Below are 21,019 nucleotides of genomic sequence, written 5' to 3'. Positions count from 1 at the left end.
GAGTGGAAACTAGTGTAATAAACATGAAAATGTCAAATGATCCAGATTTAGTTTCAGTGATAAGACTGACAACATCTGGTATAGCTAGTAAGATGGGATTTACAATGGAAGATATAGAAGACTTAAAAGTAGCTATATCAGAAGCTTGTACAAATGCTATTAAACACAGCAAGGAAAAAGAATTTGAGGTCAAATTCCTAGTCAATGAATCAAGATTAGATGTTGAAGTAATCGACCAAGGTATTGGCTATGACACGGTAGCTGTAGCAGAACCAGACCTAAAAAATCCTAAGACTAGTGGTTTAGGTTTATTTATAATAAAATCTTTAATGGATGAAGTGGAAGTTAAATCTTGCGAAGAATGCGGTACTGTAATTAGATTTTCTAAATTAGTTGGAGTTGAAGAGTAATGAATCATGGAGCCACAGGAAAATACGAGGAAATGGATGTAAAGGATCTTTTTAAGATTTTTTCTGAGGACAAAGATAATATTGCAATTAGAAACATACTGATAGAAAAGCACCTATATTTGGCGAAGATACTTTCAAGAAAATATATGAATAAGGGTGTGGACTACGAAGATATTTTTCAGGTGGCATCATTAGCTTTGATCTTTGCTATTGACAGGTATGACGTATCGAAGGGATTTGAATTTTCGAGTTTCGCAACACCGACGATAGTAGGAGAAATCAAAAAGTACTTTAGAGACAAGGTTTGGACACTGAGAGTACCTAGAAGGATCCAGGAGTTGAGTAAAAAGATAAGCAATACCAAGACTCTACTGGAGCAGGAACTAAAGAGGAGTCCAAAACCAATAGAAATAGCAGAATATCTAGAAGTTGACCTAGAAGATGTACTAGAGGCAATGGAAGCATCTTATGGATACCAGCCTATGTCACTGGATACACCTAGCAACGAAGATAACGAAGACAAGGATATAACCCTTGGAGATAAGATAGGTTTTGAAGAAAAGAACTTTTCTCAGATTGAAGATATGGACTTTTTGGACAAGTTTATGGAGACATTAAACGAGTTAGAAGTGTCTATAGTCAAGGGTAGATTCTTTGAAAATAAGACCCAGTCAGTTATAGCAGGAGAACTTGGAATTTCACAGATGACTGTTTCAAGACTGGAAAAGAAGATAGTTGAAAAACTAAAAAAAGAATATTTAAAGGTGGTTTAAAAATACAAACTAATGAATAATATGGAAAATACAATCGAAAAGCAGACAACTATACTTGGTATGTATAGTGAAAAACTGACAGCCATGTTGCCAGAGATAATATTTTCATTGATATTGTTTATTGTCAGCCTTTTTGTAGCCAAGTTGGTCAAGATGATACTTACTAGGTTGCTGGACAAGTACAAGACTAGCATAGGCCTAGTGAGCCTTATAATCAATTTTGTGCAGGTTACCATTATACTTGTTGGTATAATGCAGTCCTTGGCTGTCTTGGGTGTCAATACGGCATCCTTTGCAGCCATACTAGGAGCGGCAGGTTTTTCTATAGGTTTGGCCTTCAAGGAAGTCCTAGCCAACCTAGGTTCTTGCCTTATCATACTATTTTTCAAGCCCTTCCAGCTTGGAGACTATATAAAGTGTGAGGCAACAGAGGGCACTGTAACAGAAATAAATATGTTCTCTACTGTCCTAACAACAGTTGACAACAAGCTGATCACACTTCCAAATTCACAGATAACATCTAGTCCTGTAATCAACTATACAGCCCAGAACAAGAGAAGGATGGATTTTATTTTCAATGTGGAGTATGATACGGATATACAGGTCTTGTATGAGATTGTCAATAGGTTGTTCAGCGAGGAAAAGAGGATACTGGATAATCCAGCCCCACTTATAGGTGTAGACTCAATGAACAACAAGATAATAAGGTTTATAGCAAAGCCATGGGTCAATACAGGAGATTATTGGCAGGTATACTACAAGCTGATGGAAGAATTTAAAAATGAGTTTGACCAGAAGAATATTAAGCTTGCCAGTGGTTTTGTGATAAATAATTTAAATTAAGGCTTGAAATAAACAAATTGATGGTATATAATGTAGCCATAGCAAGATAAAGAGCAATGACGGAACTTAGTAGGATTATTAGGTGTAAGCAGAGAGTGGATAGTTGGTGAGAATCCACTGCACTATAGTCTGAATCTACTCCCGAGCTTCTAGTTTGAAATAGTACTAGACGTAGGACCTGCGATAAGGGTTTGAGAGTCCGGATTTATCCGGGAACTTGGGTGGTAACGCGGAATTTTGACTTTCGTCCCTATTTAGGGGCGGAGGTCTTTTTTTATACAATCTACAACAATACTAGTTAGTTTAGGTTTGCAATTATTATAAGTATTTAGAGTGAGACTACCCGTAAAATCTAAAAATATATTGGGACAAAGAGAGGTAAAGGATATGTTAGACGTAAAAAGAATAAGAGAAAATCTTGAAGACATCAAAGTACTAATGGGAAGAAGAGGGGAAGGTGAATTCGATCCTAAGGACCTTGATGAAGTAATCGCACTTGACGATAAGAGAAAAGAAATCTTAAAAGAAGTTGAAGTTATGAAGAACCAGTCAAATGTAGATTCTAAGAAGATACCAGAAATGATCAAAAATGGCCAAGATATAGGACCAATCAAGGCTGAACTAAAGGAATTATCAGACAAGATTAAAGAACTAGATGCTCAGTTAAAGGAAGTTGAAGAAGGCCTAGTTTACAGACTTCTTAGAATACCAAACGTACCAAACCCAGATGTACCACAGGGTGAAACTGATGAAGACAATGTTCAGATAAGAACTTGGGGAGAACCAAGAAAGTTTGACTTTGAAGAAAAGGCTCATTGGGATATAGGAACAGACCTAGATATCTTAGACTTTGAAAGAGGTGGAAAGATAACAGGATCAAGATTTACAGTTCTTAAGGGACTAGGAGCTAGACTAGAAAGAGCCCTACTATCTTTCTATATGGACCAGCATTCAGAAAATGGATACACAGAGATAATACCACCATTTATGGCAAATAGAAACAGCTTTATAGGTACTGGTCAGCTTCCAAAGTTTGAAGAGGATATGTTCAAGATTGAAGGATTAGACTACTTCCTTGTACCAACAGCAGAGGTACCAGTAACTAATCTTTACAACAATGAAATAGTAGACTTTGATAGTCTTCCAATCAAGCACTGTGCCTACACTCCATGCTTTAGATCAGAAGCAGGTTCAGCAGGTAGGGATACAAGAGGTTTAGTAAGACAGCACCAGTTTAACAAGGTTGAACTAGTTAAGTTTGTTAAGCCAGAAGATTCATATGAAGAATTAGAAAGCCTTACAAATGATGCAGAAAAGATGCTACAGCTACTAGGACTACCATACAGGGTTGTAAAGATATGTACAGGTGACCTAGGATTTACAGCGGCTAAGAAGTACGACCTAGAAGTTTGGATGCCAAGCTACAACAGATATGTTGAAATATCTTCTTGCTCAAACTTTGAAGACTTCCAGGCTAGAAGAGCCAATATCAGATTCAAGAGGGATAGAAATGCCAAGACTGAATTTGTACATACACTAAATGGATCAGGTCTAGCTATAGGTAGAACAGTAGCAGCTATACTTGAAAACTACCAGCAGGAAGACGGAACAGTAGTTGTTCCAGAAGCCCTAAGAAGCTATATGAGATGCGATGTAATCAAGTAATTTTTGATATAAATTAATAGTCCCCTAGGATGACATAAGTTATTACTTACGTTTGTCCTAGGGGATTTCTTATTTTAGTATTCCTATACCTATACCGAGTAAATCTCTGTTATTTCTGGCTTTTATTTGTAGACTTGTTGGATTTTTTATATCTTTTAAGCTGTATGTATACTTACCAAATATTCTATCAAGTGCCATTGATGGATCTTGGTATTCATAAATTATGTTGAATAGGTCCATAAATTCTCCAATGCTTGACTTGCTTGAAAGTATCGACTTCATCGGTCTGTAGAGTAGCCAAGACCTACAATAAAAACACTTATAGTTATATATGCTTTCTGAAAAAAATTCCTTGGCCATTTTTATAGACTCTATGCAAGATAATTTTTTTATATTTTCACCCTGCATGATATGGATAGATATGAGGTCTACATCATGGCATACTTCTCCTATATTTTTGCATTTTCTAGACTTAAGATCTAATATAGGAGGATTTAAGTCCATTTTGGATAGATTATTTATAAGGGTTTGGTCGCAAAAACTGGCCCAATTATTGTGGACTTTTTCATACTGTAGAGATCCTATTTTGAATATATTTAGGTAAAATATCCTTATCAACCAGCTTCCTTCAAAACTTTCTAGTCCAAACCTAGTCTTATCACTGTGTGATAAGTAGTAGATATTTAGTCTAAGAAAAATGTCTGATATTGTATGATAAAATATGTAATTAGAGATATTATTTTCTTTATATAGGACATTTAATACTGGGAGCATAGTTAAGAGTACTAGTCCTATATTATAGTCATCTAGGCTAGATATATAGTCTTTATTATTGCTTTGATTTATGTCACTATACCCAGATTTTATTGACTCAATGGCCATGTCTATAGTGTCTTGATTTAATGTATCTATATAAGATTCTATATCAAAAATTGGCTGGTGCTTACTCGAACTAGATTTATATATTTTTACTATATCCTTTATGTCCTTGACTATCATATTGATACTGTTTTTATTATAGTATTCGATATACTTATTTTTGACTTTTAATATATTATTTATAGAATATTTCATAAAGTCTCCTTAAAAAGTTGATTTTATTTAATTCTAGCACATATAGTTGTAAATTTGAATATCATTTTATAAGTAAAAACGATTGCTTTTTTATAGGAAGTAGGCTATATTAGACTTATAAAGATATTAACTATATTTATTATAGCTATTATCTTTTATACTTATATGATTTTGAGGAGGTACTTATGAAGAAGTTTTCTAAGTTAATGATGATGCTTTTGGTTGGAACTATGGCTCTAACTGGTTGTGCATCAAAAAAGTCAGATGACTCTGCTAGCAAGAAGGAAGAGGGAGCTAATGAAGTATCATTTATGATACCTGATTGGGGAGTTCCAACAGAAGAAATGTTAAAGGATTTTGAAAAGGAATCTGGTATTAAAGTAAATGTTATGACAACTAGCTGGGATGATATTAGAAATAAAATATCAACTGCAGCAGCTGGTAAAAAGGCAGCAGCAGACGTTTATGAAGTTGACTGGTCTTGGGTTGGAGAATTTAAGAAGGCTGGTTGGTTAGAAGAAATTGAAATGTCTAAGGAAGATATGGATGATATGAAGACTACAGCAACATTCTCTGTGGATGGCAAGGTATATGCTGTACCATATTCAAATGACTATAGAATAGCCTACTATAACAAGGCTATGTATGATAAGGCTGGAATAAAGGAAGCTCCAAAGACTTGGGACCAGGTAATAGAAAATGCTAAGATTTTAAAGGAAAAGAACGTTGTTAAGTATCCAGTTTCAAATCCTATGGCTGCAACTGAGAAGTCTACTACAACATTCTTATGGTTGGCCTACTCAAGAAATGGCAAGGTATTCAATGAAGATAATACCCTAAATAAGGAATCTGCCCTAGATGCCTTAAAGATACTAGACAAGCTTAATAGAGAGGGTCTATCAGATCCAGCAAACAGAACTTCAGAAGAAGCATTTCCAAAGCTAAGCAATGGTGAAGCTGCATTTATGGTAGGACCATCATCTTTTGTTGTAAAGGTAAACAATCCTAAAGAATCTAAGGTTGTTGACCAGGTAGTTCCAGTTGTACTTCCAGGTAAGGATAAGGAAGCTACAGCTACAGTTCCATTTGCAGAGGCTGTCGGTATATCTCCATACTCAAAGAACAAGGAAGCTGCTAAGAAGTTTGTAGCTTGGTATACATCAAAGGATGTCCAGTACAAGTTGTATGAGAATGTATCAGTACTTCCAACAAGAACATCTGTTATAGAAAAGCTGCTTAATGATGGAAAGATAAAGAATGCTGGTGCAATGCTTGAACTTTCTAAGATGATAGAGACTCCATTCCCTAATGGTGTACCAGACTACTACACAAAGATGAGTACTGAAATATTCAATACTATCAACCAGATGGCAAATGAAAAGTTAACACCAGAACAGGCTGCTGATCAGATGGTGGAAAAAGTAAACAAAGTTGTAGCGGAAAATAAATAGTATGAAAAAATATAGATTAAGACCTTGGATCCTATTATTTCCATGTTTGCTAATAATGGTGACAACAGTTTTATATCCTATTTTTAGAACATTTTTGTTTAGTTTACAGAATTATAAAATGACAGAGCCCTACAATAGGAAGTTTGTAGGTATAAATAACTACTTGAAAGTCTTGGGGTCCCAAGACTTTCATAGTGCCCTAAAAAACTCATTAATAATATTGGTCCTAACATTAGTTATAGCTTTTAGCTTTAGTATAGTAGTAGGGCTGATTCTAAATAAAAAGTCTAAAATAAGTCCTATTTTAACTGCAGTTGCTATTATACCATGGGCATTGCCACCCCTTGTAAATGGCATAATATGGAAATTTGTATTCTATCCAGGATATGGATTTATGAATAAGCTATTGATAAATATGGGCTTGGTAGAAAATCCAATAGAATGGACTAGCGGCATTACTACTACCTTATTTGTAGTAGCTATAGTAGTTGCATGGAAGGTAATACCATTTTGTTCTATACTAATATTGGCAAGTCTACAAAATATACCCAAGGAACTATATGAGGCTGCAAGGGTAGATGGTTGTGGTAAAATTGATGAGTTTAAGAAGATTACTCTTCCGTTTTTATTGCCATCATTTTCTATTGTACTCATACAGATAACTATAGCTGCAATAAATGTATTCGATGAATTGGTATCTATTACAGGATATAGGTTGGACACAGCTACACTACTAATCTACAACTATATGAATACATTTACATATTTAGATTTTGGATACGGTTCTGCTATAACCTATATTGTAATGATCTTATCTGGTTTGGTAGGATACTTATATATAAAGAATATTGCTAAGGAGGACTAAAATGAAAAACAAAACCATCTACAAGATAGGCTATATACTAGTTATTTTATTCTTTTTGGCATTTACCCTAGGTCCAATAATATGGTGCTTTATAATGAGTATTACGCCTGAAAGTGAAATATTTAGGTCAAGTGGTGATTTTCTTCCAAGTAAGATTAATTGGGGGAATTACCTGAGTATATTTGATAGGTCAAGTCAAGAGAGTGAGGTAATATTTAGGGGGCTTAAAAATTCCCTGATGATGTCTGTAACAACTATGGTAATTGGAATACCTACATCTTTATTTGCAGCCTACTCTTTTTACAGGTATAAGTTTAGAGCTAGAGAGTTTGTTATGAAGTTTTTGATGCTTACTATTGTAATACCTGTATTTACAACTATTATACCTATTTACTCTATGTTTGCTGAGCACGGAATGCTAGATAGTGTATTTTGGGTGGCTATAATATATGTATCATCATTCATACCTATTACCACTTGGACTATGATGAATTATTTTAAGTCTATACCTAGGGAGTTGGTTGAGTCTGCATCTATAGAGGGATGCGATGAGTTACAGATATTTTTAAAGATAATTATGCCACTTTCAACACCTATAATATTTACTTGTATACTGATGGTATTTATAATGAGTTGGAACCAGTTCCAAATACCTCTTATACTTATATCGTCCCATGAAAATAAGTTGGTTACTATGGTCTTATCTGAATTTATATCTAGAAATGATGTAAGATATGGCATGATATCGGCTAGTGGTATTATTTCACTAATTATTCCAGCAATGGTTGCAGTATTGTTTAGGAAACACCTAATATCTGGCCTGATGCAGGGAACAGGCAAGTAATAAAAATAACAGATCCCTCAGAAGAGCATTCTTTTGAGGGATTTATTAAATGATATTATAAGACCAATCTATATATTTTATTTTTCAACCTCATTATTGTTATCTGCTGCCCATTCATAGAATGAAGCATCATAGTTTTGTAACTTAGTTGCTCCGTTATAAATATATTTTCTCTTGAATTTTAATAAAATATATAGTACAATATGGTTAGAGTGTTGATGATTATCGCACGAAGGGGTACACCACCGCGGGTGTAGGCTTCCTTCGTGCGTTTTTTTTCGCTAAAAACTAGAAAAAACTACACAAAATAATATATGTGAAGAAAAAGGAGGATAGAAATGGCTACTATAAATGGACAGCAAGTAGATATTAAAAATACTAGCCTACTTGACTACCTAGTATCTAATGGCTTTGATGCTGATAGGTTGGCAGTGGAAGTCAATGGTGATATAGTCAAGAGGGGAACATATGGTGACTACATTATAAATGAGTACGATAAGATAGAAATTGTATGCTTTGTAGGAGGTGGTTAAGTTGTCACGATACCATAAGGAAATTTTCAAGAGGAATGTATCAGACCCTACAAACAAGTTGGGCGAGTCAAGTGTATGCATACTAGGTCTTGGTGGGCTAGGTTCTAATATAGCTGTATCCCTTGCAAGGGCTGGAATTGGAAGGCTTATTTTGGTTGATTTTGACAGGGTTGAAGAGTCCAATCTCAACAGGCAGTACTATAATCTCACCCACATAGGAATGAAAAAGACAGAGGCTATAGTAGATGTTATCAGGTCTATTAATAGGGATATAGTCCTTGAGGTGATAGATAAAAAAATAGATAGGGACAATATACTAGAAATAGTCGATAAAGAGTCAATCATATGCGAGGCCCTTGACAATGCTATGACTAAGTCCATGGTTGTTGGTGAGATACTTTCAAATTACAGTGACAAGTTTGTAGTTGCAAGTTCTGGAATGGCAGGTATTGGAGATGCCAATTCTATAAAGACGGTCAAGAGATTTAAAAACCTGTATATCTGCGGAGATGATGTATCAGATTTTGAAGAGGTTGATGGTATGATGGCTCCGAGGGTAAATATATGTGCAGGTCACCAGGCCAATATCATACTTAGGATAATAATGGGGATTGAATAATATACTATATTATTATACTATACAAAATGTACTGATAGAAAATGCAGGAAGCAAGGAATATAATTAATGAATGTAACAAATATAAATAATAAAAAGTAATTTTAATCATAAAAGATATTTATAATAAACAGGAGGTAGCAAGATGGATGATAAGTTAATAATTGGTGGTAGGGAATTTAATTCAAGATTTATACTAGGTTCTGGCAAATATTCAGTAGACTTAATAAATAGTGCTGTAAAGTATGCAGGTGCTGAGATTATCACACTAGCCCTTAGGCGTGCTGTAGGTGGTCAGGTAGAGAATATACTAGATTATATACCTGAAGGAGTTACACTTCTTCCTAATACTTCAGGGGCTAGAAATGCTGAAGAGGCTGTAAGAATAGCTAGGTTATCTCGTGAATGTGGATGTGGAGACTTTGTAAAGGTAGAAGTAATAAGGGATTCCAAGTACTTACTTCCAGACAATGCAGAGACTATAAAGGCTACAGAAATTCTGGCCAAAGAGGGATTTATTGTAATGCCTTATATGTATCCAGACCTTAATGTTGCAAGAGACCTAAAAAATGCAGGGGCTGCCTGTATAATGCCTCTTGGTTCTCCAATTGGTTCAAATAGGGGACTTGCTACTAAGGAGTTTATAAAGATATTGATAGATGAAATAGACCTACCTGTAATAGTTGATGCTGGTATTGGTAGACCATCTCAGGCTTGTGAAGCTATGGAGATGGGAGCCGCTGCTATAATGGCCAATACTGCTATAGCTACTGCAGGAGATATACCTATGATGGCAGAGGCATTTAAGTATGCTATTGAGGCAGGTAGACGTGCTTATCTTGCAAAGCTTGGCAGGGTTATAGAAAAGGGTGGAGTTGCATCATCACCACTAACAGGATTTTTGGAAGACTAGGAGGTAAGTTATGACTATAGCTAAGGAAAATAGAATAGACCATATGAAGTATATGCCAGACATGGAGATAATAAAGTCTGATGTGATGGACAGGGTAATATCTTCAATGAATGCCTGTGATTTTAGTAAATTTACAGATGCTGATGTAGAGGCAGTTCTTGAAAAAGATATACTAGATGTTAGGGACTTTGAATGCCTACTTTCACCCGCTGCCCAAAACCATTTGGAAGCAATAGCTAGGAAGGCCCAGGATTTTACTAGGAGACATTTTGGTAACTCGATATATATGTTCACACCCCTGTATATAGCAAACTACTGTGAGAACTACTGTATCTACTGTGGCTTCAATTCACACAACAAGATAAAAAGATCTAGGCTGGATTTAGACCAGATAGAGAAAGAACTAAAGGCAATAGCAGAATCTGGACTAGAGGATATATTGATTCTAACAGGCGAGTCTAGAAAGCATTCAGATATAAAATATATAGGAGAGGCTTGTAAGTTGGCTAGCAAGTATTTTAACCTAGTTGGTATAGAGGTATATCCAATGAATAGTGATGAATACGCCTACCTAAATTCTTGTGGTGCAGACTATGTTACAGTATTCCAGGAAACATACAACTCAGACAAGTATGAGACACTTCATCTTGCGGGTCATAAGAGGATATTCCCATATAGGTTAAATGCCCAAGAAAGAGCCCTTATGGGTGGCATGAGGGGAGTTGGTTTTGCAGCCCTTCTTGGACTTGATGACTTTAGAAAGGATGCCTTTGCTACAGGTTACCATGCCCATTTACTTCAGAAAAAGTACCCTCATGCAGAGATATCAATATCTTGCCCTAGACTTAGACCTATCATCAACAATGACAAGATAAATCCAAAGGACGTACACGAAACTCAGCTACTCCAAATTATATGTGCATACAGGCTATTTTTACCTTTTGCCAACATAACAGTATCTACTAGGGAGGGTGCTAGGTTTAGGGACAATATAATCAAGATAGCAGCCACTAAGATATCTGCAGGTGTAAGCACAGGTATAGGTAGTCACTCTGAAGAAGTAGATGATGCCAAGGGTGATGAACAGTTTGAAATATCTGATGGAAGAAATGTTGAAGAAGTATTTGAAGCCATTAAAAAAGCAGGGCTTCAGCCTGTAATGAGTGAGTATATCAACCTGGCCTATGATGAATCTAAGTCTACCAAGCCTTCAAGGAAGTAGTAGTATGGAAAATAGCCCAAATGACATTACATATGATAGGAATAGCCCGATTAGACTGAAGGTAATCACCAACAGGAAATTGTGTGAGGGACAAGACCTTGTTTATAGGCTTGGAAGGGTAATAGATGATTATATGGATTGCAAGTATTTAGAAGGATATATACTAGACTCTATAATATTAAGAGAAAAGGATATGGACCAATCAGACTATATAAAACTATATCAAAATATCTATGATTTGGTGGATAGATTTAACAGGGATAAGAGGCTTGTAGTCAACAATCTACCAAGAATAGGCCTATACAGTCATTATTTTATGGAAAAGTCTGTGGAAAATGGGATAAAAAATATTCACCTACCCCTTCATATTTTGAAAAACAATAAAAAACTTGTGGATAAGTTTGACAGTATTGGGGTATCCTGTCACTCCCTTGAGGAAGCTAGGGAGGCTAGAGAACTGGGAGCTAGTTATATAACTTTTTCTCATATATTTATAACAGACTGCAAAAAGGGGCTTGAACCAAGGGGCTTGGATGAGTTAAATTATGTAGTCAAAAACATAGATATACCAGTATATGCCCTAGGAGGTATAAACCATACTAATGCCCGAGAGTGTATAGATTCAGGGGCTAGTGGGGTGGTTATGATGTCTAATATTATGAAAAATAAAATATAGTAAAAATCAGGTGCTAGTTATAAATTTACAATGTTTATTAACTTAGCACCTATTTTATAGTAAGGTATATAAAATTAAATATATTATTTGCTTGTGGTATATAGTTTATTATATATATGTGATATATTTTGTTTTGTGGCTACCATTTGTATGATATATATGTTAGATTATATAATATAGATTCTATAGATTATATTCTATATTATATATTTTATGGATTTGTAGGCTAGATTTGATAAATAATGATAGTTAGGAGACTTTTGTATATATGGAAAAAGAATATTTTATGGAACAAGCTCTAGTAGAGGCTCGTAAGGCCTATGCCCTCAAGGAGACTCCAATAGGTGCTGTAATTGTATACCAAGGAAGGATAGTAGGAAGAGGATTTAACCAAGTAGAGTTACAAAACAACCCCCTAGCCCATGCAGAGATTATGGCTATAAATGACGCTGTCAAAAACCTAGCTAGGTGGAGGCTCTATGACTGCCAGATGTATGTTACGATGGAGCCTTGTTTTATGTGTGCGGGAGCCATAGCAAATTCTAGGATTAGAAGCTTGTATATAGGGGCAGGTCACCACAAAAACCATATAGTTACAAAGCATAATGACTTTAAAAAAGAGTTTTATACAGATTCAAAGATAAGTTTTGAGATAGGGATTTTGGAAGAGGATTGCTCTAGGATTTTGGTTGATTTTTTCAAGGAGAGAAGGATGGGCAAGAAACTTGATTAGGAAGGGAAAAGAACTATATTTAGGCAAATAAAGTAATTGATAAAAATACTTGTTTATGATATAGTATAATAGTCGTGGAGAGGTGTCCGAGTTGGCTTAAGGGGCTCGCCTGGAAAGCGGGTGTGCGGGAAACTGCACCGAGGGTTCGAATCCCTCTCTCTCCGCCAGTTAAACTTTATAGTCTTATTATGAATGGAAGTATTGAGTTTTGCTTAATAGTTCCTTTTTACTAGAATAAAATATTATTTTTACGAGTAATCTTATTTAAAAAGTAAGTTTGAACAATAAAAACTATTATTTGGAGGTATAAATGAAAAACAAAAAAGTCAGTGCTATTGCCTTGCTTCCATTCTTGGTATTTATAGGCGTTTATCTTATAACGGGTATTGTTTTAAATGCTAGAGGAGTTGAGATGGCGTTTTACCAGTTGCCGTCACCAGTAGCAGCCGTAGTAGGTATTATAGCAGCATTTATTATTTTTAAGGGTACTATTGATGAGAAGTTCAATAGTCTAATCAAGGGTTGTGGTAATGAAAATATAATCATTATGTGTATTATATTCTTGCTTGCTGGAGCTTTTTCAACTGTGTCTAAGAGTATGGGTGGAGTAGATTCAGTTGTAAATCTAGGTATGTCTGTCATACCTGCCCAGTATATCAGTGTAGGTATATTCGTAATTTCATCCTTTATAGCCATATCAACAGGTACATCTGTAGGTACTGTTGTTGCGGTTGCTCCAATAGCTATAGGTTTTGCTCAAGCAGCAGGACTTAATGAAGCCTTGGTTATAGGTGCGACTATAGGTGGGGGTATGTTTGGTGACAACCTATCAATCATATCAGATACGACTATAGCAGCAACAAGAACTCAGGGAGTTGAAATGAAAGACAAGTTTAAGGCCAACTTCTTGATAGCTCTTCCGGCAGCCATTGTGACTATAGGTCTTTTATTGGTGTTTGGTAGACCTGATGTGATACCTCCAGTGAAGGCATATGACTATGAGTTAATAAAGGTTGTACCATATATGTTTGTACTTATAGCAGCCCTATGTGGTATGAATGTTTTTGTTGTTTTGACAGGTGGTATAGTACTTTCAGGTATTATAGGAATAGCTGGTGGTTCATTTACTACACTTGTGTTTAGCCAGCAGATATTTGAAGGCTTTAAGGGGATGCTTGATATATTCTTACTATCAATGTTGATGGGTGGACTTGCCTACATGGTAGAAAAAGAAGGTGGCATCAACTGGATCCTAAACAAGATTAAAAAAGTAATCAAGGGTAAGAAGACTGCTGAACTTGGTATAAGCGCCATGGTATCTATAACTGATATGGCAACTGCCAACAATACTGTTGCCATACTTATCAATGGACCTATAGCCAAGGAGATAAGTGAGGAGTACGGAATAGAACCTAAGAGGGCAGCTTCCTTGTTGGATATATTCTCTTGTGTATTCCAGGGGCTGATCCCTTATGGAGCCCAGGTCTTATTCGCTTGTGCCAGCATAAAGGGTCTTAATAGCCCATTTGATGTTGTGTATTTCTGTTGGTATCAGGGACTACTAGCTGTATTTGCCCTGTTGTCTATATATGTTCCTTATACAGATATGATACACTCCAAGCTTGCAAATAGAAAATCTAAGAAGAGTATATAGTTTATTGAAAATATGATACTTTAAGGAGAATACTTATATGGTAAAAGAGGTTTTTGATAATATATATATGTTTGAGGCTAAGCTACCTAAGAGCCCACTAAAGGCTATAAATGTATACGTAATAAAGGACAAGGACAAGAATCTTGTGCTCGATACTGGTTACAATATGGAAGAGACCTTGCTTTCTATGAAGGAGGGCCTAAAAGAGCTAGATCTAGATATAAAAGATACTGAATTGTTTTTGACCCATATGCACGCAGACCATACTGGCCTTTCTTATGAATTTTCAAAAGAAGGATGTCCAGTATATATAGGAAAAGTCGATGGTGATCTAGTTGTAGATTCTATTGAAGGTAGCTATTGGAAATTTGTAGAAAAATTATTTGAATACTATGCAGTCAAAAAAGGGGAAGTAGTTCTAGATGACCATCCTGGCTACCTATACCAGCCCAATGAGAAGGCAGATTTTATTTTTTTAGAAGAAGGAGCTACTATAAAGACTGGAGACTATGAGTTTGAGGTCATATCTATCAAGGGTCATACACCAGGACATATGGGTCTATATGAGAAAAATCACAAGATCCTATTTTGTGGAGATACCATACTTGAGACTATAACTCCTAATATAACATTTTGGGGATTTGATAAGGGGGATATGCTAGGAGTCTATATCAATACCCTATTAGACCTTAAAAAGATGGATATAGAATATGTATTTTCTACTCATAGGGACCTGATTAAAGACTACAGGTCTAGGATTGACACTATTATTTACCACCACATGCTTAGGATGCAGGAGATTCTAGATGCTATGGAAAGTGGTATTGAGTATACTATCAGAGACCTTGCCCCAAGGATATCATGGAGGATAAAGGCGGATGGGTGGGATGATTTTCCACCAGCCCAGAAGTTTTTTGCATCTGGTGAGACTATGGCCCATGTATACCACTTGGTTGAAAATGGAGATATCATTATGGAAGAAAGACAGGGTGTCTTGTATTTTAAGAAAAACTTTCTTACTCTGAAGAATTCGTCACTATAAAAAGACAGATACTAGATATTTTCCTTGGAAACGATCAATAATTATCAATGAAATACTATAGTATCAATTGCTAATAATAAGGAGGGTATTTTAGTGAAAGTGATTTTCCTTGAATATTTACCCTGCTTGTGTTATAATTCTTTTGTACTAGATGGGGAGTTAGCGGTGCCCTGTACCCGCAATCCGCTTTAGCGGGGTTGAATTCCATCCCGAGGCAATCTATCTGTAATGCTGACCTTGTTAAGTAGTGTTGATAGATGGGTCCCAAGCAATGAAAGCTCATGAACCTCGTCAGATTCGGAAGAAAGCAGCGATAAGTGATCACTTTTGTGTGACTTGGGTTCGCCTATAAGGAGCCAACTGCCAAGGTAACGGTTGGAGATACTTGTCGACGGATGGTGTACATTTAAGTAATAATCGGGGTTGACCCGAGGCAACTCCTAGGAGTTGCTATTTTTTTATGGAGGTAATGGTATGCACAAGGCTTTGTATAGAGAGTACAGACCCATGGTATTTGATGATGTAATAGGTCAAGACCATATAATAAAAACTTTAATAAACCAGATAAATACGAATAATCTAAGCCACGCCTACCTATTCTGTGGAACTAGGGGAACTGGTAAGACATCTACAGCAAAGATACTTGCTAGGGCTGTAAACTGTACTCATGACGGGGACAAGCCATGTAATGTATGCCAGTCTTGTGTGTCTATAATGGATGCGTCTAACTTAGACGTAATAGAAATAGATGCTGCATCCAACAATAGCGTTGACGATATAAGAGAGATAAGAGATACAGTAAAATACACTCCAAACAAGTCCAAGTACAAGGTATATATAATAGATGAGGTCCATATGTTGTCTTCAGGAGCCTTCAATGCCCTATTAAAGACACTTGAGGAGCCACCATCATATGTTATATTTATCCTAGCCACAACTGAACCCAACAAAATACCAGCGACTATTTTGTCTAGGTGTCAGAGGTTTGACTTTAAGAGGATAGGACTGGACACCCTAGTAGACAAGATGAAATTTATCTGCCAAAAAGAGAATGTAGATATAAGTGATGATGCCCTAAGATTGGTGGCTAAAAATGGCCAGGGCTCTGTTAGGGACTCCCTGAGTATTCTAGACAAGTGCCTGTCATTTTCAAATGGGCCAATAAGCATGGAAGAGGTCCTAGACCTACTTGGTGCAGCGGACCCAGGTCAACTTATAAGTCTTGCTGAATCTATTATAGAATCCGATGTTGCAAGGTCTATGAAGCTAGTTGATGACTACTTTATGTGGGGCAAGGATATCAGGCTCTTGGTTGAAGACTTGACCAGTGTTTTTAGGTCGATGATGATGATGAAGATATTCAATGAAGCTGATTCTGTTGTAGAATTCAATGAAGAATACAGGAACAAGTTGCTAGAAAAGTCTAAGTCCATAGATACAGAAGAGATAATAAGGGTATTAAACCTATTGTCAGAGGCTATAGACAAGTTAAAGCAGTCTACAAATCAGAGGATGACTCTAGAAATATATATAATGAAACTAGCAAGTCCCGCAACCGATGACTCCTATAGGGCCATAAAAAAGAGGTTAGAAGTCATAGAGAGAATGGTAGAGGATGGCAGGATAACAGTAGTAGGTCAAGCGGGTACAAGTATAGAGGACCCAGAACCTATCTTGTCTGATAAGTCTAGGGGGCATATGGACCAGAGAGTTGGAAGACATGATAGAATAAACAAGGATAGTTACGGACAAGAAACTGATTTATCATCTCCTAGAAAAGACCGTCCTGATCAAAATCTAGAGGACATAGACGAAGAAGGTCTTGCTTACATAGAAGAAAATTGGAATAAGCTTCTTGAAAGACTCGTAAAGGACAGGAAAATGCCACTGAAGGCGTTTTTGGAGGACAAGCACGCACTTAGGTACAAGAACCATATCCTGTATGTTGTCTTGAGTGATGGATTTTCCTTTGCTATAGATAGATTGAAACAGGAAGAAACTAGCAAATATATAAAAAATGTAATCAGTGAAATATACAAGATGGACATAGATGTAAGGTTTATAGTCAAGGATGATATGGACAAGATGGAGTTTTCTGATCCAGAACCTAAGCAGGAACTTGGACAAGATCCAGCGATTGGTATATTGAGCAGTCTTGGAGATAAATTAAAGATAGAAAAATAATTGATATTTGACCTGAATATAGGTAAAATTATAAATGTTATTTGTCATCTCATATAGGTTGACAAATATTAAAATAAAATTGAAAAACAAGAAAATAAACTTAAATAGGAGGAAGTAATATGGCTAAAAGAGGTGGATTTGGCGGAGGAATGCCAGGTGGAATGAACATGAACAACCTGTTAAAGCAGGCTCAGAAGATGCAGGAAGATATGCAAAGACAGCAAGAAGAACTAGAGGCTAAAGAAGTAGAGGCATCAGTAGGTGGTGGAGCAGTTGTGGTAAAGATGACTGGTAAAAGAGAACTTACATCTATAACAATCAAGCCAGAAGTAGTTGACCCTGATGATATAGAGATGCTTGAAGACCTAGTTATTAGTGCTGTAAACCAGGTCCTTAGGGATATAGAAGAAATGCAGAAGTCTCAGATGAGCAAGCTAACTGGGGGTATGAATTTACCATTCTAGTGGTAGTAGATTATGGAAAATTACAGCGAACCGATAGATAGACTTATAAATGAATTTTCTAAACTGCCCGGAGTAGGAAGAAAAACAGCCCAGAGACTTGCATTTCACGTTATAAATATGAATGAGAATGATGTCAAGGGGCTTGCAAAGGCCTTGGTAGATGTCAAGCAGGAGATAAAATACTGTAGTGTATGCTGCAATATATCAGATTCTGATGTATGTCCAATATGCTCTAATAGTCACAGGGATGCAAGCACTATATGTGTTGTTGAAGACCCTAGGGATGTAGCAGCTATGGAGAGGACAAAGGACTATAATGGCAAGTACCATGTTTTAAATGGCGTTATATCACCGCTTGATGGGGTTGGACCCGAGATGTTAAATATCAAGGAACTTATCTCTAGATTGGGTGATGGCCAGGTCAAGGAACTTATAATGGCTACCAATCCTACAATAGAAGGAGAAGCAACAGCCATGTATATATCTAGACTAGTCAAGCCAATGGGTGTCAAGGTGACAAGGATAGCCCATGGTCTACCTGTAGGTGGAGACCTAGAATACGCAGATGATGTAACTATTTCCAAGGCACTTGAAGGTAGAAGGGAAATATAGATAGGAGTGAATGACATGGATTTTGATGAAAATAAGGCCATGGACCTACTATTGAAGAAAAGACATAACAAGAAAAAGACAGGCCCATCAAAGAAGACCTCAAGGTACAAGAGGGTAAATGATTCTGGTAGTTTTAGAAATAATGCCAGACATTTCCAGTTTGACTATGAGGAAGACTATTATGAGCCAGGAAAATAAGCATAAAATAAGCCCAGATGATCCAGTGTCAAATGGGCTTTTTTGCTTTTAAAGGTCAAATAACTCTAAGAGTCTATTCCTATTCAAAAAGTTATCGTAGTCTACGCTGGTATTTTCAAATATATCAAGAGATAGAAGGGCTATATTGTAAGAAGAGCAGTTCTTTCTTATACACCTGATATTATCCTTCATCCTTTCTAGTCTTTCAGGGTTGTCTATTAGGACCTTTACGACTGATTTAATCGAAAATTTCTTGGTAGTCCTGATAGCTACACCGCAGTTTGTTAAAAAGTCTAGGTTTTCTCCTTCTTGACCAGGTATAAAGTAAGGGATTACCATAGGAACTTCCTTTAGGAGGGCCTCCGTTGTAGTAAGTCCGCCTGGTTTTGTGATAAGTATATCTACTATGGTAAGTATATCATTCATTATGTTGGTAAATCCTATCACCTTGATGTTTATATCCGTATTGTACGATTTGATCCTTTCATCTAGAGACCTTTTAAGAGACTTGTTTCTACCTGCTATTACAAGTATCTGAAAGTCACGTTCAATACCGACCAGTTCATCAAGGGTATCCTTTATATTTCCGGCTCCAAAGCTACCACCCATCAAAAGGACTGTCTTTTTGTCTGGGTCAAGCCCTAGTTCGTTCATTATTATATCCCTGTCACGAGATTCCATAAAGGCCTTTTCTACAGGTATACCAAAAGGTTTGATTTTTTCTTCTTCTATACCATCTTCAATAAGAAGTTCTTTTACAAACTCGTCTCCGCATATATAATAGTCTATCTCGTCCTGTAAGTAGGCTGAGTGGGCTGTATAGTCCGTTAAGACTGATATCAAAGGTGGAAACTCATCGTAGCCCTTTTTTAGCTTACTCAGGGCCACAAGAGGGAATGCGTGAGTACCTATTATAAGGTCTGGCTGTTCTTCTATAAGGAGTTTTTTGAATCTCTTTGCCATTATAAAAGACAGGGGATTGTTTTTGAACTCATTATAGGAAAAGAACTTTTTATCGGATATGTTATAGATCTTACCATAAGCTGTAGGTGTATACTTGGCTGATATTTCATATCCGTCAGATATTATCTTGTCCATTGTTTGATTTACAAGCTTAAAGCTATCTATTATTTTACACTCGATTTTTTGATCTTTATATCTAAGCGCTTCTATATCTTCTATTATTGCCTTGGCAGCCCTATTATGGCCACCGCCAGTAGAGGCTGTCATTATTAATACTTTTTTCATTTGATCCTCCTTACATATTTTTGACTATCTTACTTAGCATATTGTACTATATGTATTGATTTACAAAGCCTATTTTTGATCTGACTCTTAAGTCATTCAAATCAAATTATAAAACAAAGAATGACTGAATAAAAGGCTTTTTTGAGAATTTAAGATAAAGTTAAATTTATTTTAAAAAAGAGTTAGAAAAATAGCTCAGATTGTGATATAATACTCTATGTAATCGATGCTTGGTTGTTTTTAGATTCTTGTGAAGCTAGTAAATACTATACAATTTAGGTCAGATATAGTCTATGTGGTGTACGGATATATATTTGCTACAAGTATTATAAAACTACAATTCACTATGTTGAGAAAAATAATTAAAAAATATCGAAAAATCTATTGACTTTCATATTGGCATTTGGTATTATAATACTTGTCCAATGGCTGGTCAGTAAACTAAGAACATGGCTCATTGGTCAAGTGGTTAAGACTCCGCCCTCTCACGGCGGCTACAGGGGTTCGAATCCCCTATGAGTCATAATTAAATATGCGGGTGTAGCTCAATGGTAGAGTTCTGGCCTTCCAAGCCAGCTGTGAGGGTTCGATCCCCTTCACCCGCTCCATAGAATTGTGGGAGTATAGCTCAGCTGGGAGAGCATCTGCCTTACAAGCAGGGGGTCACAGGTTCGAGCCCTGTTACTCCCACCAAATTCTTAAATAATGCGGCCTGGTAGTTCAGTTGGTTAGAATGCCAGCCTGTCACGCTGGAGGTCGAGGGTTCGAGCCCCTTCCAGGTCGCCATTCAAAAAATAATATGCTGGTGTGGCTCAACGGTAGAGCAGCTGACTTGTAATCAGCAGGTTGTAGGTTCGATTCCTATCACCAGCTCCACGGAGGATTTCCCGAGCGGCCAAAGGGGGCAGACTGTAAATCTGTTGTCACCGACTTCGGTGGTTCGAATCCACCATCCTCCACCAGTAAATAAACTATAATGCGCGGATGTGGCGGAATTGG

The 21,019-nt window shown here is 36.5% G+C and carries 21 protein-coding genes, 7 tRNA genes, 1 other RNA gene and 1 other annotated feature; of the genes, 27 read left to right on the top strand and 2 right to left on the bottom strand.

Annotation, left to right across the window (positions count from 1 at the left end; genetic code table 11):
- The first annotated feature begins 2 nt into the window (after positions 1–2).
- The 4 genes from F823_RS0105630 to serS all read left to right on the top strand — a co-directional run bounded on the left by F823_RS0105630 (position 3) and on the right by serS (position 3,691).
- Positions 3–410, top strand: a complete 408-nt coding sequence (locus tag F823_RS0105630; RefSeq protein ID WP_002842959.1) for an ATP-binding protein — start codon at positions 3–5, stop codon at positions 408–410.
- Positions 410–1,183 (top strand): SigB/SigF/SigG family RNA polymerase sigma factor, encoded by a 774-nt coding sequence (locus tag F823_RS0105625; protein WP_002843023.1) that lies wholly within the window; start codon positions 410–412, stop codon positions 1,181–1,183. The genes F823_RS0105630 and F823_RS0105625 overlap by 1 nt, the downstream gene beginning before the upstream one ends.
- A gap of 21 nt (positions 1,184–1,204) precedes the next feature.
- A complete protein-coding gene (locus F823_RS0105620; protein ID WP_242831488.1) occupies positions 1,205–2,026 on the top strand; it encodes a mechanosensitive ion channel family protein in 822 nt (273 codons plus the stop codon).
- A 47-nt stretch (positions 2,027–2,073) separates the two neighbouring features.
- Positions 2,074–2,281 (top strand) — a binding site (T-box leader).
- A 132-nt stretch (positions 2,282–2,413) separates the two neighbouring features.
- Positions 2,414–3,691, top strand: coding sequence for a serine--tRNA ligase (gene serS / locus F823_RS0105615; protein ID WP_019595472.1), 1,278 nt, complete (start codon positions 2,414–2,416; stop codon positions 3,689–3,691).
- Positions 3,692–3,760: 69 nt separating this feature from the next.
- Here the strand turns inward: serS and F823_RS0105610 are convergent, their stop codons facing one another.
- Positions 3,761–4,765, bottom strand: a complete 1,005-nt coding sequence (locus F823_RS0105610) for a hypothetical protein (protein WP_002845348.1) — start codon at positions 4,763–4,765, stop codon at positions 3,761–3,763.
- Positions 4,766–4,950: 185 nt separating this feature from the next.
- On the opposite strand from F823_RS0105610, the gene F823_RS0105605 reads away from it, so the two are divergent.
- From F823_RS0105605 to F823_RS0105530, 17 genes are all read left to right on the top strand, one after another.
- Positions 4,951–6,216, top strand: coding sequence for a sugar ABC transporter substrate-binding protein (locus tag F823_RS0105605; protein WP_019595471.1), 1,266 nt, complete (start codon positions 4,951–4,953; stop codon positions 6,214–6,216).
- A 118-nt stretch (positions 6,217–6,334) separates the two neighbouring features.
- Complete coding sequence (locus F823_RS0105600; protein ID WP_019595470.1) at positions 6,335–7,081, top strand: carbohydrate ABC transporter permease; 747 nt, start codon at positions 6,335–6,337, stop codon at positions 7,079–7,081.
- Position 7,082: 1 nt separating this feature from the next.
- Complete coding sequence (locus F823_RS0105595) at positions 7,083–7,925, top strand: carbohydrate ABC transporter permease (RefSeq protein ID WP_002845344.1); 843 nt, start codon at positions 7,083–7,085, stop codon at positions 7,923–7,925.
- A 338-nt stretch (positions 7,926–8,263) separates the two neighbouring features.
- Positions 8,264–8,458 (top strand): sulfur carrier protein ThiS, encoded by a 195-nt coding sequence (thiS, locus tag F823_RS0105590; RefSeq protein WP_002845343.1) that lies wholly within the window; start codon positions 8,264–8,266, stop codon positions 8,456–8,458.
- Complete coding sequence (gene thiF / locus F823_RS0105585) at positions 8,451–9,077, top strand: sulfur carrier protein ThiS adenylyltransferase ThiF (RefSeq protein WP_002845342.1); 627 nt, start codon at positions 8,451–8,453, stop codon at positions 9,075–9,077. Before thiS ends, thiF begins: the two co-directional genes overlap by 8 nt.
- 142 nt (positions 9,078–9,219) lie before the next feature.
- A complete protein-coding gene (locus F823_RS0105580; protein ID WP_002845341.1) occupies positions 9,220–9,987 on the top strand; it encodes a thiazole synthase in 768 nt (255 codons plus the stop codon).
- Between the two features lie 10 nt (positions 9,988–9,997).
- Positions 9,998–11,209, top strand: a complete 1,212-nt coding sequence (gene thiH, locus F823_RS0105575; RefSeq protein WP_002845340.1) for a 2-iminoacetate synthase ThiH — start codon at positions 9,998–10,000, stop codon at positions 11,207–11,209.
- A 4-nt stretch (positions 11,210–11,213) separates the two neighbouring features.
- Entirely contained in the window at positions 11,214–11,885 is a 672-nt protein-coding gene (locus F823_RS0105570; protein WP_002842970.1) for a thiamine phosphate synthase, read from the top strand.
- A 268-nt stretch (positions 11,886–12,153) separates the two neighbouring features.
- Positions 12,154–12,618 carry a nucleoside deaminase gene (locus F823_RS0105565; RefSeq protein WP_002845338.1) on the top strand — a complete coding sequence of 155 codons (465 nt, stop codon included), beginning with the start codon at positions 12,154–12,156 and terminating at the stop codon, positions 12,616–12,618.
- Positions 12,619–12,694: 76 nt separating this feature from the next.
- Positions 12,695–12,785, top strand: a tRNA-Ser gene (locus F823_RS0105560).
- Between the two features lie 143 nt (positions 12,786–12,928).
- Positions 12,929–14,272, top strand: a complete 1,344-nt coding sequence (locus F823_RS0105555) for a Na+/H+ antiporter NhaC family protein (protein ID WP_019595468.1) — start codon at positions 12,929–12,931, stop codon at positions 14,270–14,272.
- 37 nt (positions 14,273–14,309) lie between these two features.
- A complete protein-coding gene (locus tag F823_RS0105550) occupies positions 14,310–15,314 on the top strand; it encodes an MBL fold metallo-hydrolase (protein ID WP_002845336.1) in 1,005 nt (334 codons plus the stop codon).
- A 142-nt stretch (positions 15,315–15,456) separates the two neighbouring features.
- An RNA gene (gene ffs, locus F823_RS10865) (signal recognition particle sRNA large type) lies at positions 15,457–15,720 on the top strand.
- A 68-nt stretch (positions 15,721–15,788) separates the two neighbouring features.
- Complete coding sequence (gene dnaX / locus F823_RS0105545) at positions 15,789–17,498, top strand: DNA polymerase III subunit gamma/tau (RefSeq protein WP_002845335.1); 1,710 nt, start codon at positions 15,789–15,791, stop codon at positions 17,496–17,498.
- A gap of 119 nt (positions 17,499–17,617) precedes the next feature.
- Entirely contained in the window at positions 17,618–17,962 is a 345-nt protein-coding gene (locus F823_RS0105540; protein ID WP_002843551.1) for a YbaB/EbfC family nucleoid-associated protein, read from the top strand.
- Positions 17,963–17,974: 12 nt separating this feature from the next.
- A complete protein-coding gene (gene recR / locus F823_RS0105535) occupies positions 17,975–18,574 on the top strand; it encodes a recombination mediator RecR (RefSeq protein WP_002843545.1) in 600 nt (199 codons plus the stop codon).
- Positions 18,575–18,589: 15 nt separating this feature from the next.
- A complete protein-coding gene (locus F823_RS0105530; RefSeq protein WP_002845334.1) occupies positions 18,590–18,772 on the top strand; it encodes a hypothetical protein in 183 nt (60 codons plus the stop codon).
- Positions 18,773–18,820: 48 nt separating this feature from the next.
- Here F823_RS0105530 and F823_RS0105525 read toward each other — a convergent pair whose 3' ends face one another.
- On the bottom strand, positions 18,821–20,020 hold the full coding sequence (locus tag F823_RS0105525; RefSeq protein ID WP_002845333.1) for an MGDG synthase family glycosyltransferase: 1,200 nt from the start codon (positions 20,018–20,020) through the stop codon (positions 18,821–18,823).
- A 451-nt stretch (positions 20,021–20,471) separates the two neighbouring features.
- On the opposite strand from F823_RS0105525, the gene F823_RS0105520 reads away from it, so the two are divergent.
- From F823_RS0105520 to F823_RS0105495, 6 genes are all read left to right on the top strand, one after another.
- Positions 20,472–20,543: transfer RNA gene (locus tag F823_RS0105520), tRNA-Glu, on the top strand.
- Positions 20,544–20,554: 11 nt separating this feature from the next.
- Positions 20,555–20,628, top strand: a tRNA-Gly gene (locus F823_RS0105515).
- 9 nt (positions 20,629–20,637) lie between these two features.
- Positions 20,638–20,713: transfer RNA gene (locus F823_RS0105510), tRNA-Val, on the top strand.
- A gap of 16 nt (positions 20,714–20,729) precedes the next feature.
- Positions 20,730–20,806: transfer RNA gene (locus tag F823_RS0105505), tRNA-Asp, on the top strand.
- A 15-nt stretch (positions 20,807–20,821) separates the two neighbouring features.
- Positions 20,822–20,896 (top strand) — tRNA-Thr (locus tag F823_RS0105500).
- A gap of 1 nt (position 20,897) precedes the next feature.
- Positions 20,898–20,982: transfer RNA gene (locus F823_RS0105495), tRNA-Tyr, on the top strand.
- Positions 20,983–21,019 lie beyond the last annotated feature (37 nt).

Origin of the sequence: Peptostreptococcus anaerobius VPI 4330 = DSM 2949 (assembly GCF_000381525.1) — a bacterium.
Lineage (GTDB): Bacteria > Bacillota > Clostridia > Peptostreptococcales > Peptostreptococcaceae > Peptostreptococcus > Peptostreptococcus anaerobius.
Note: the sequence above shows the minus strand (reverse complement) of the source record. Positions and strands in the feature narration are given on the sequence as shown.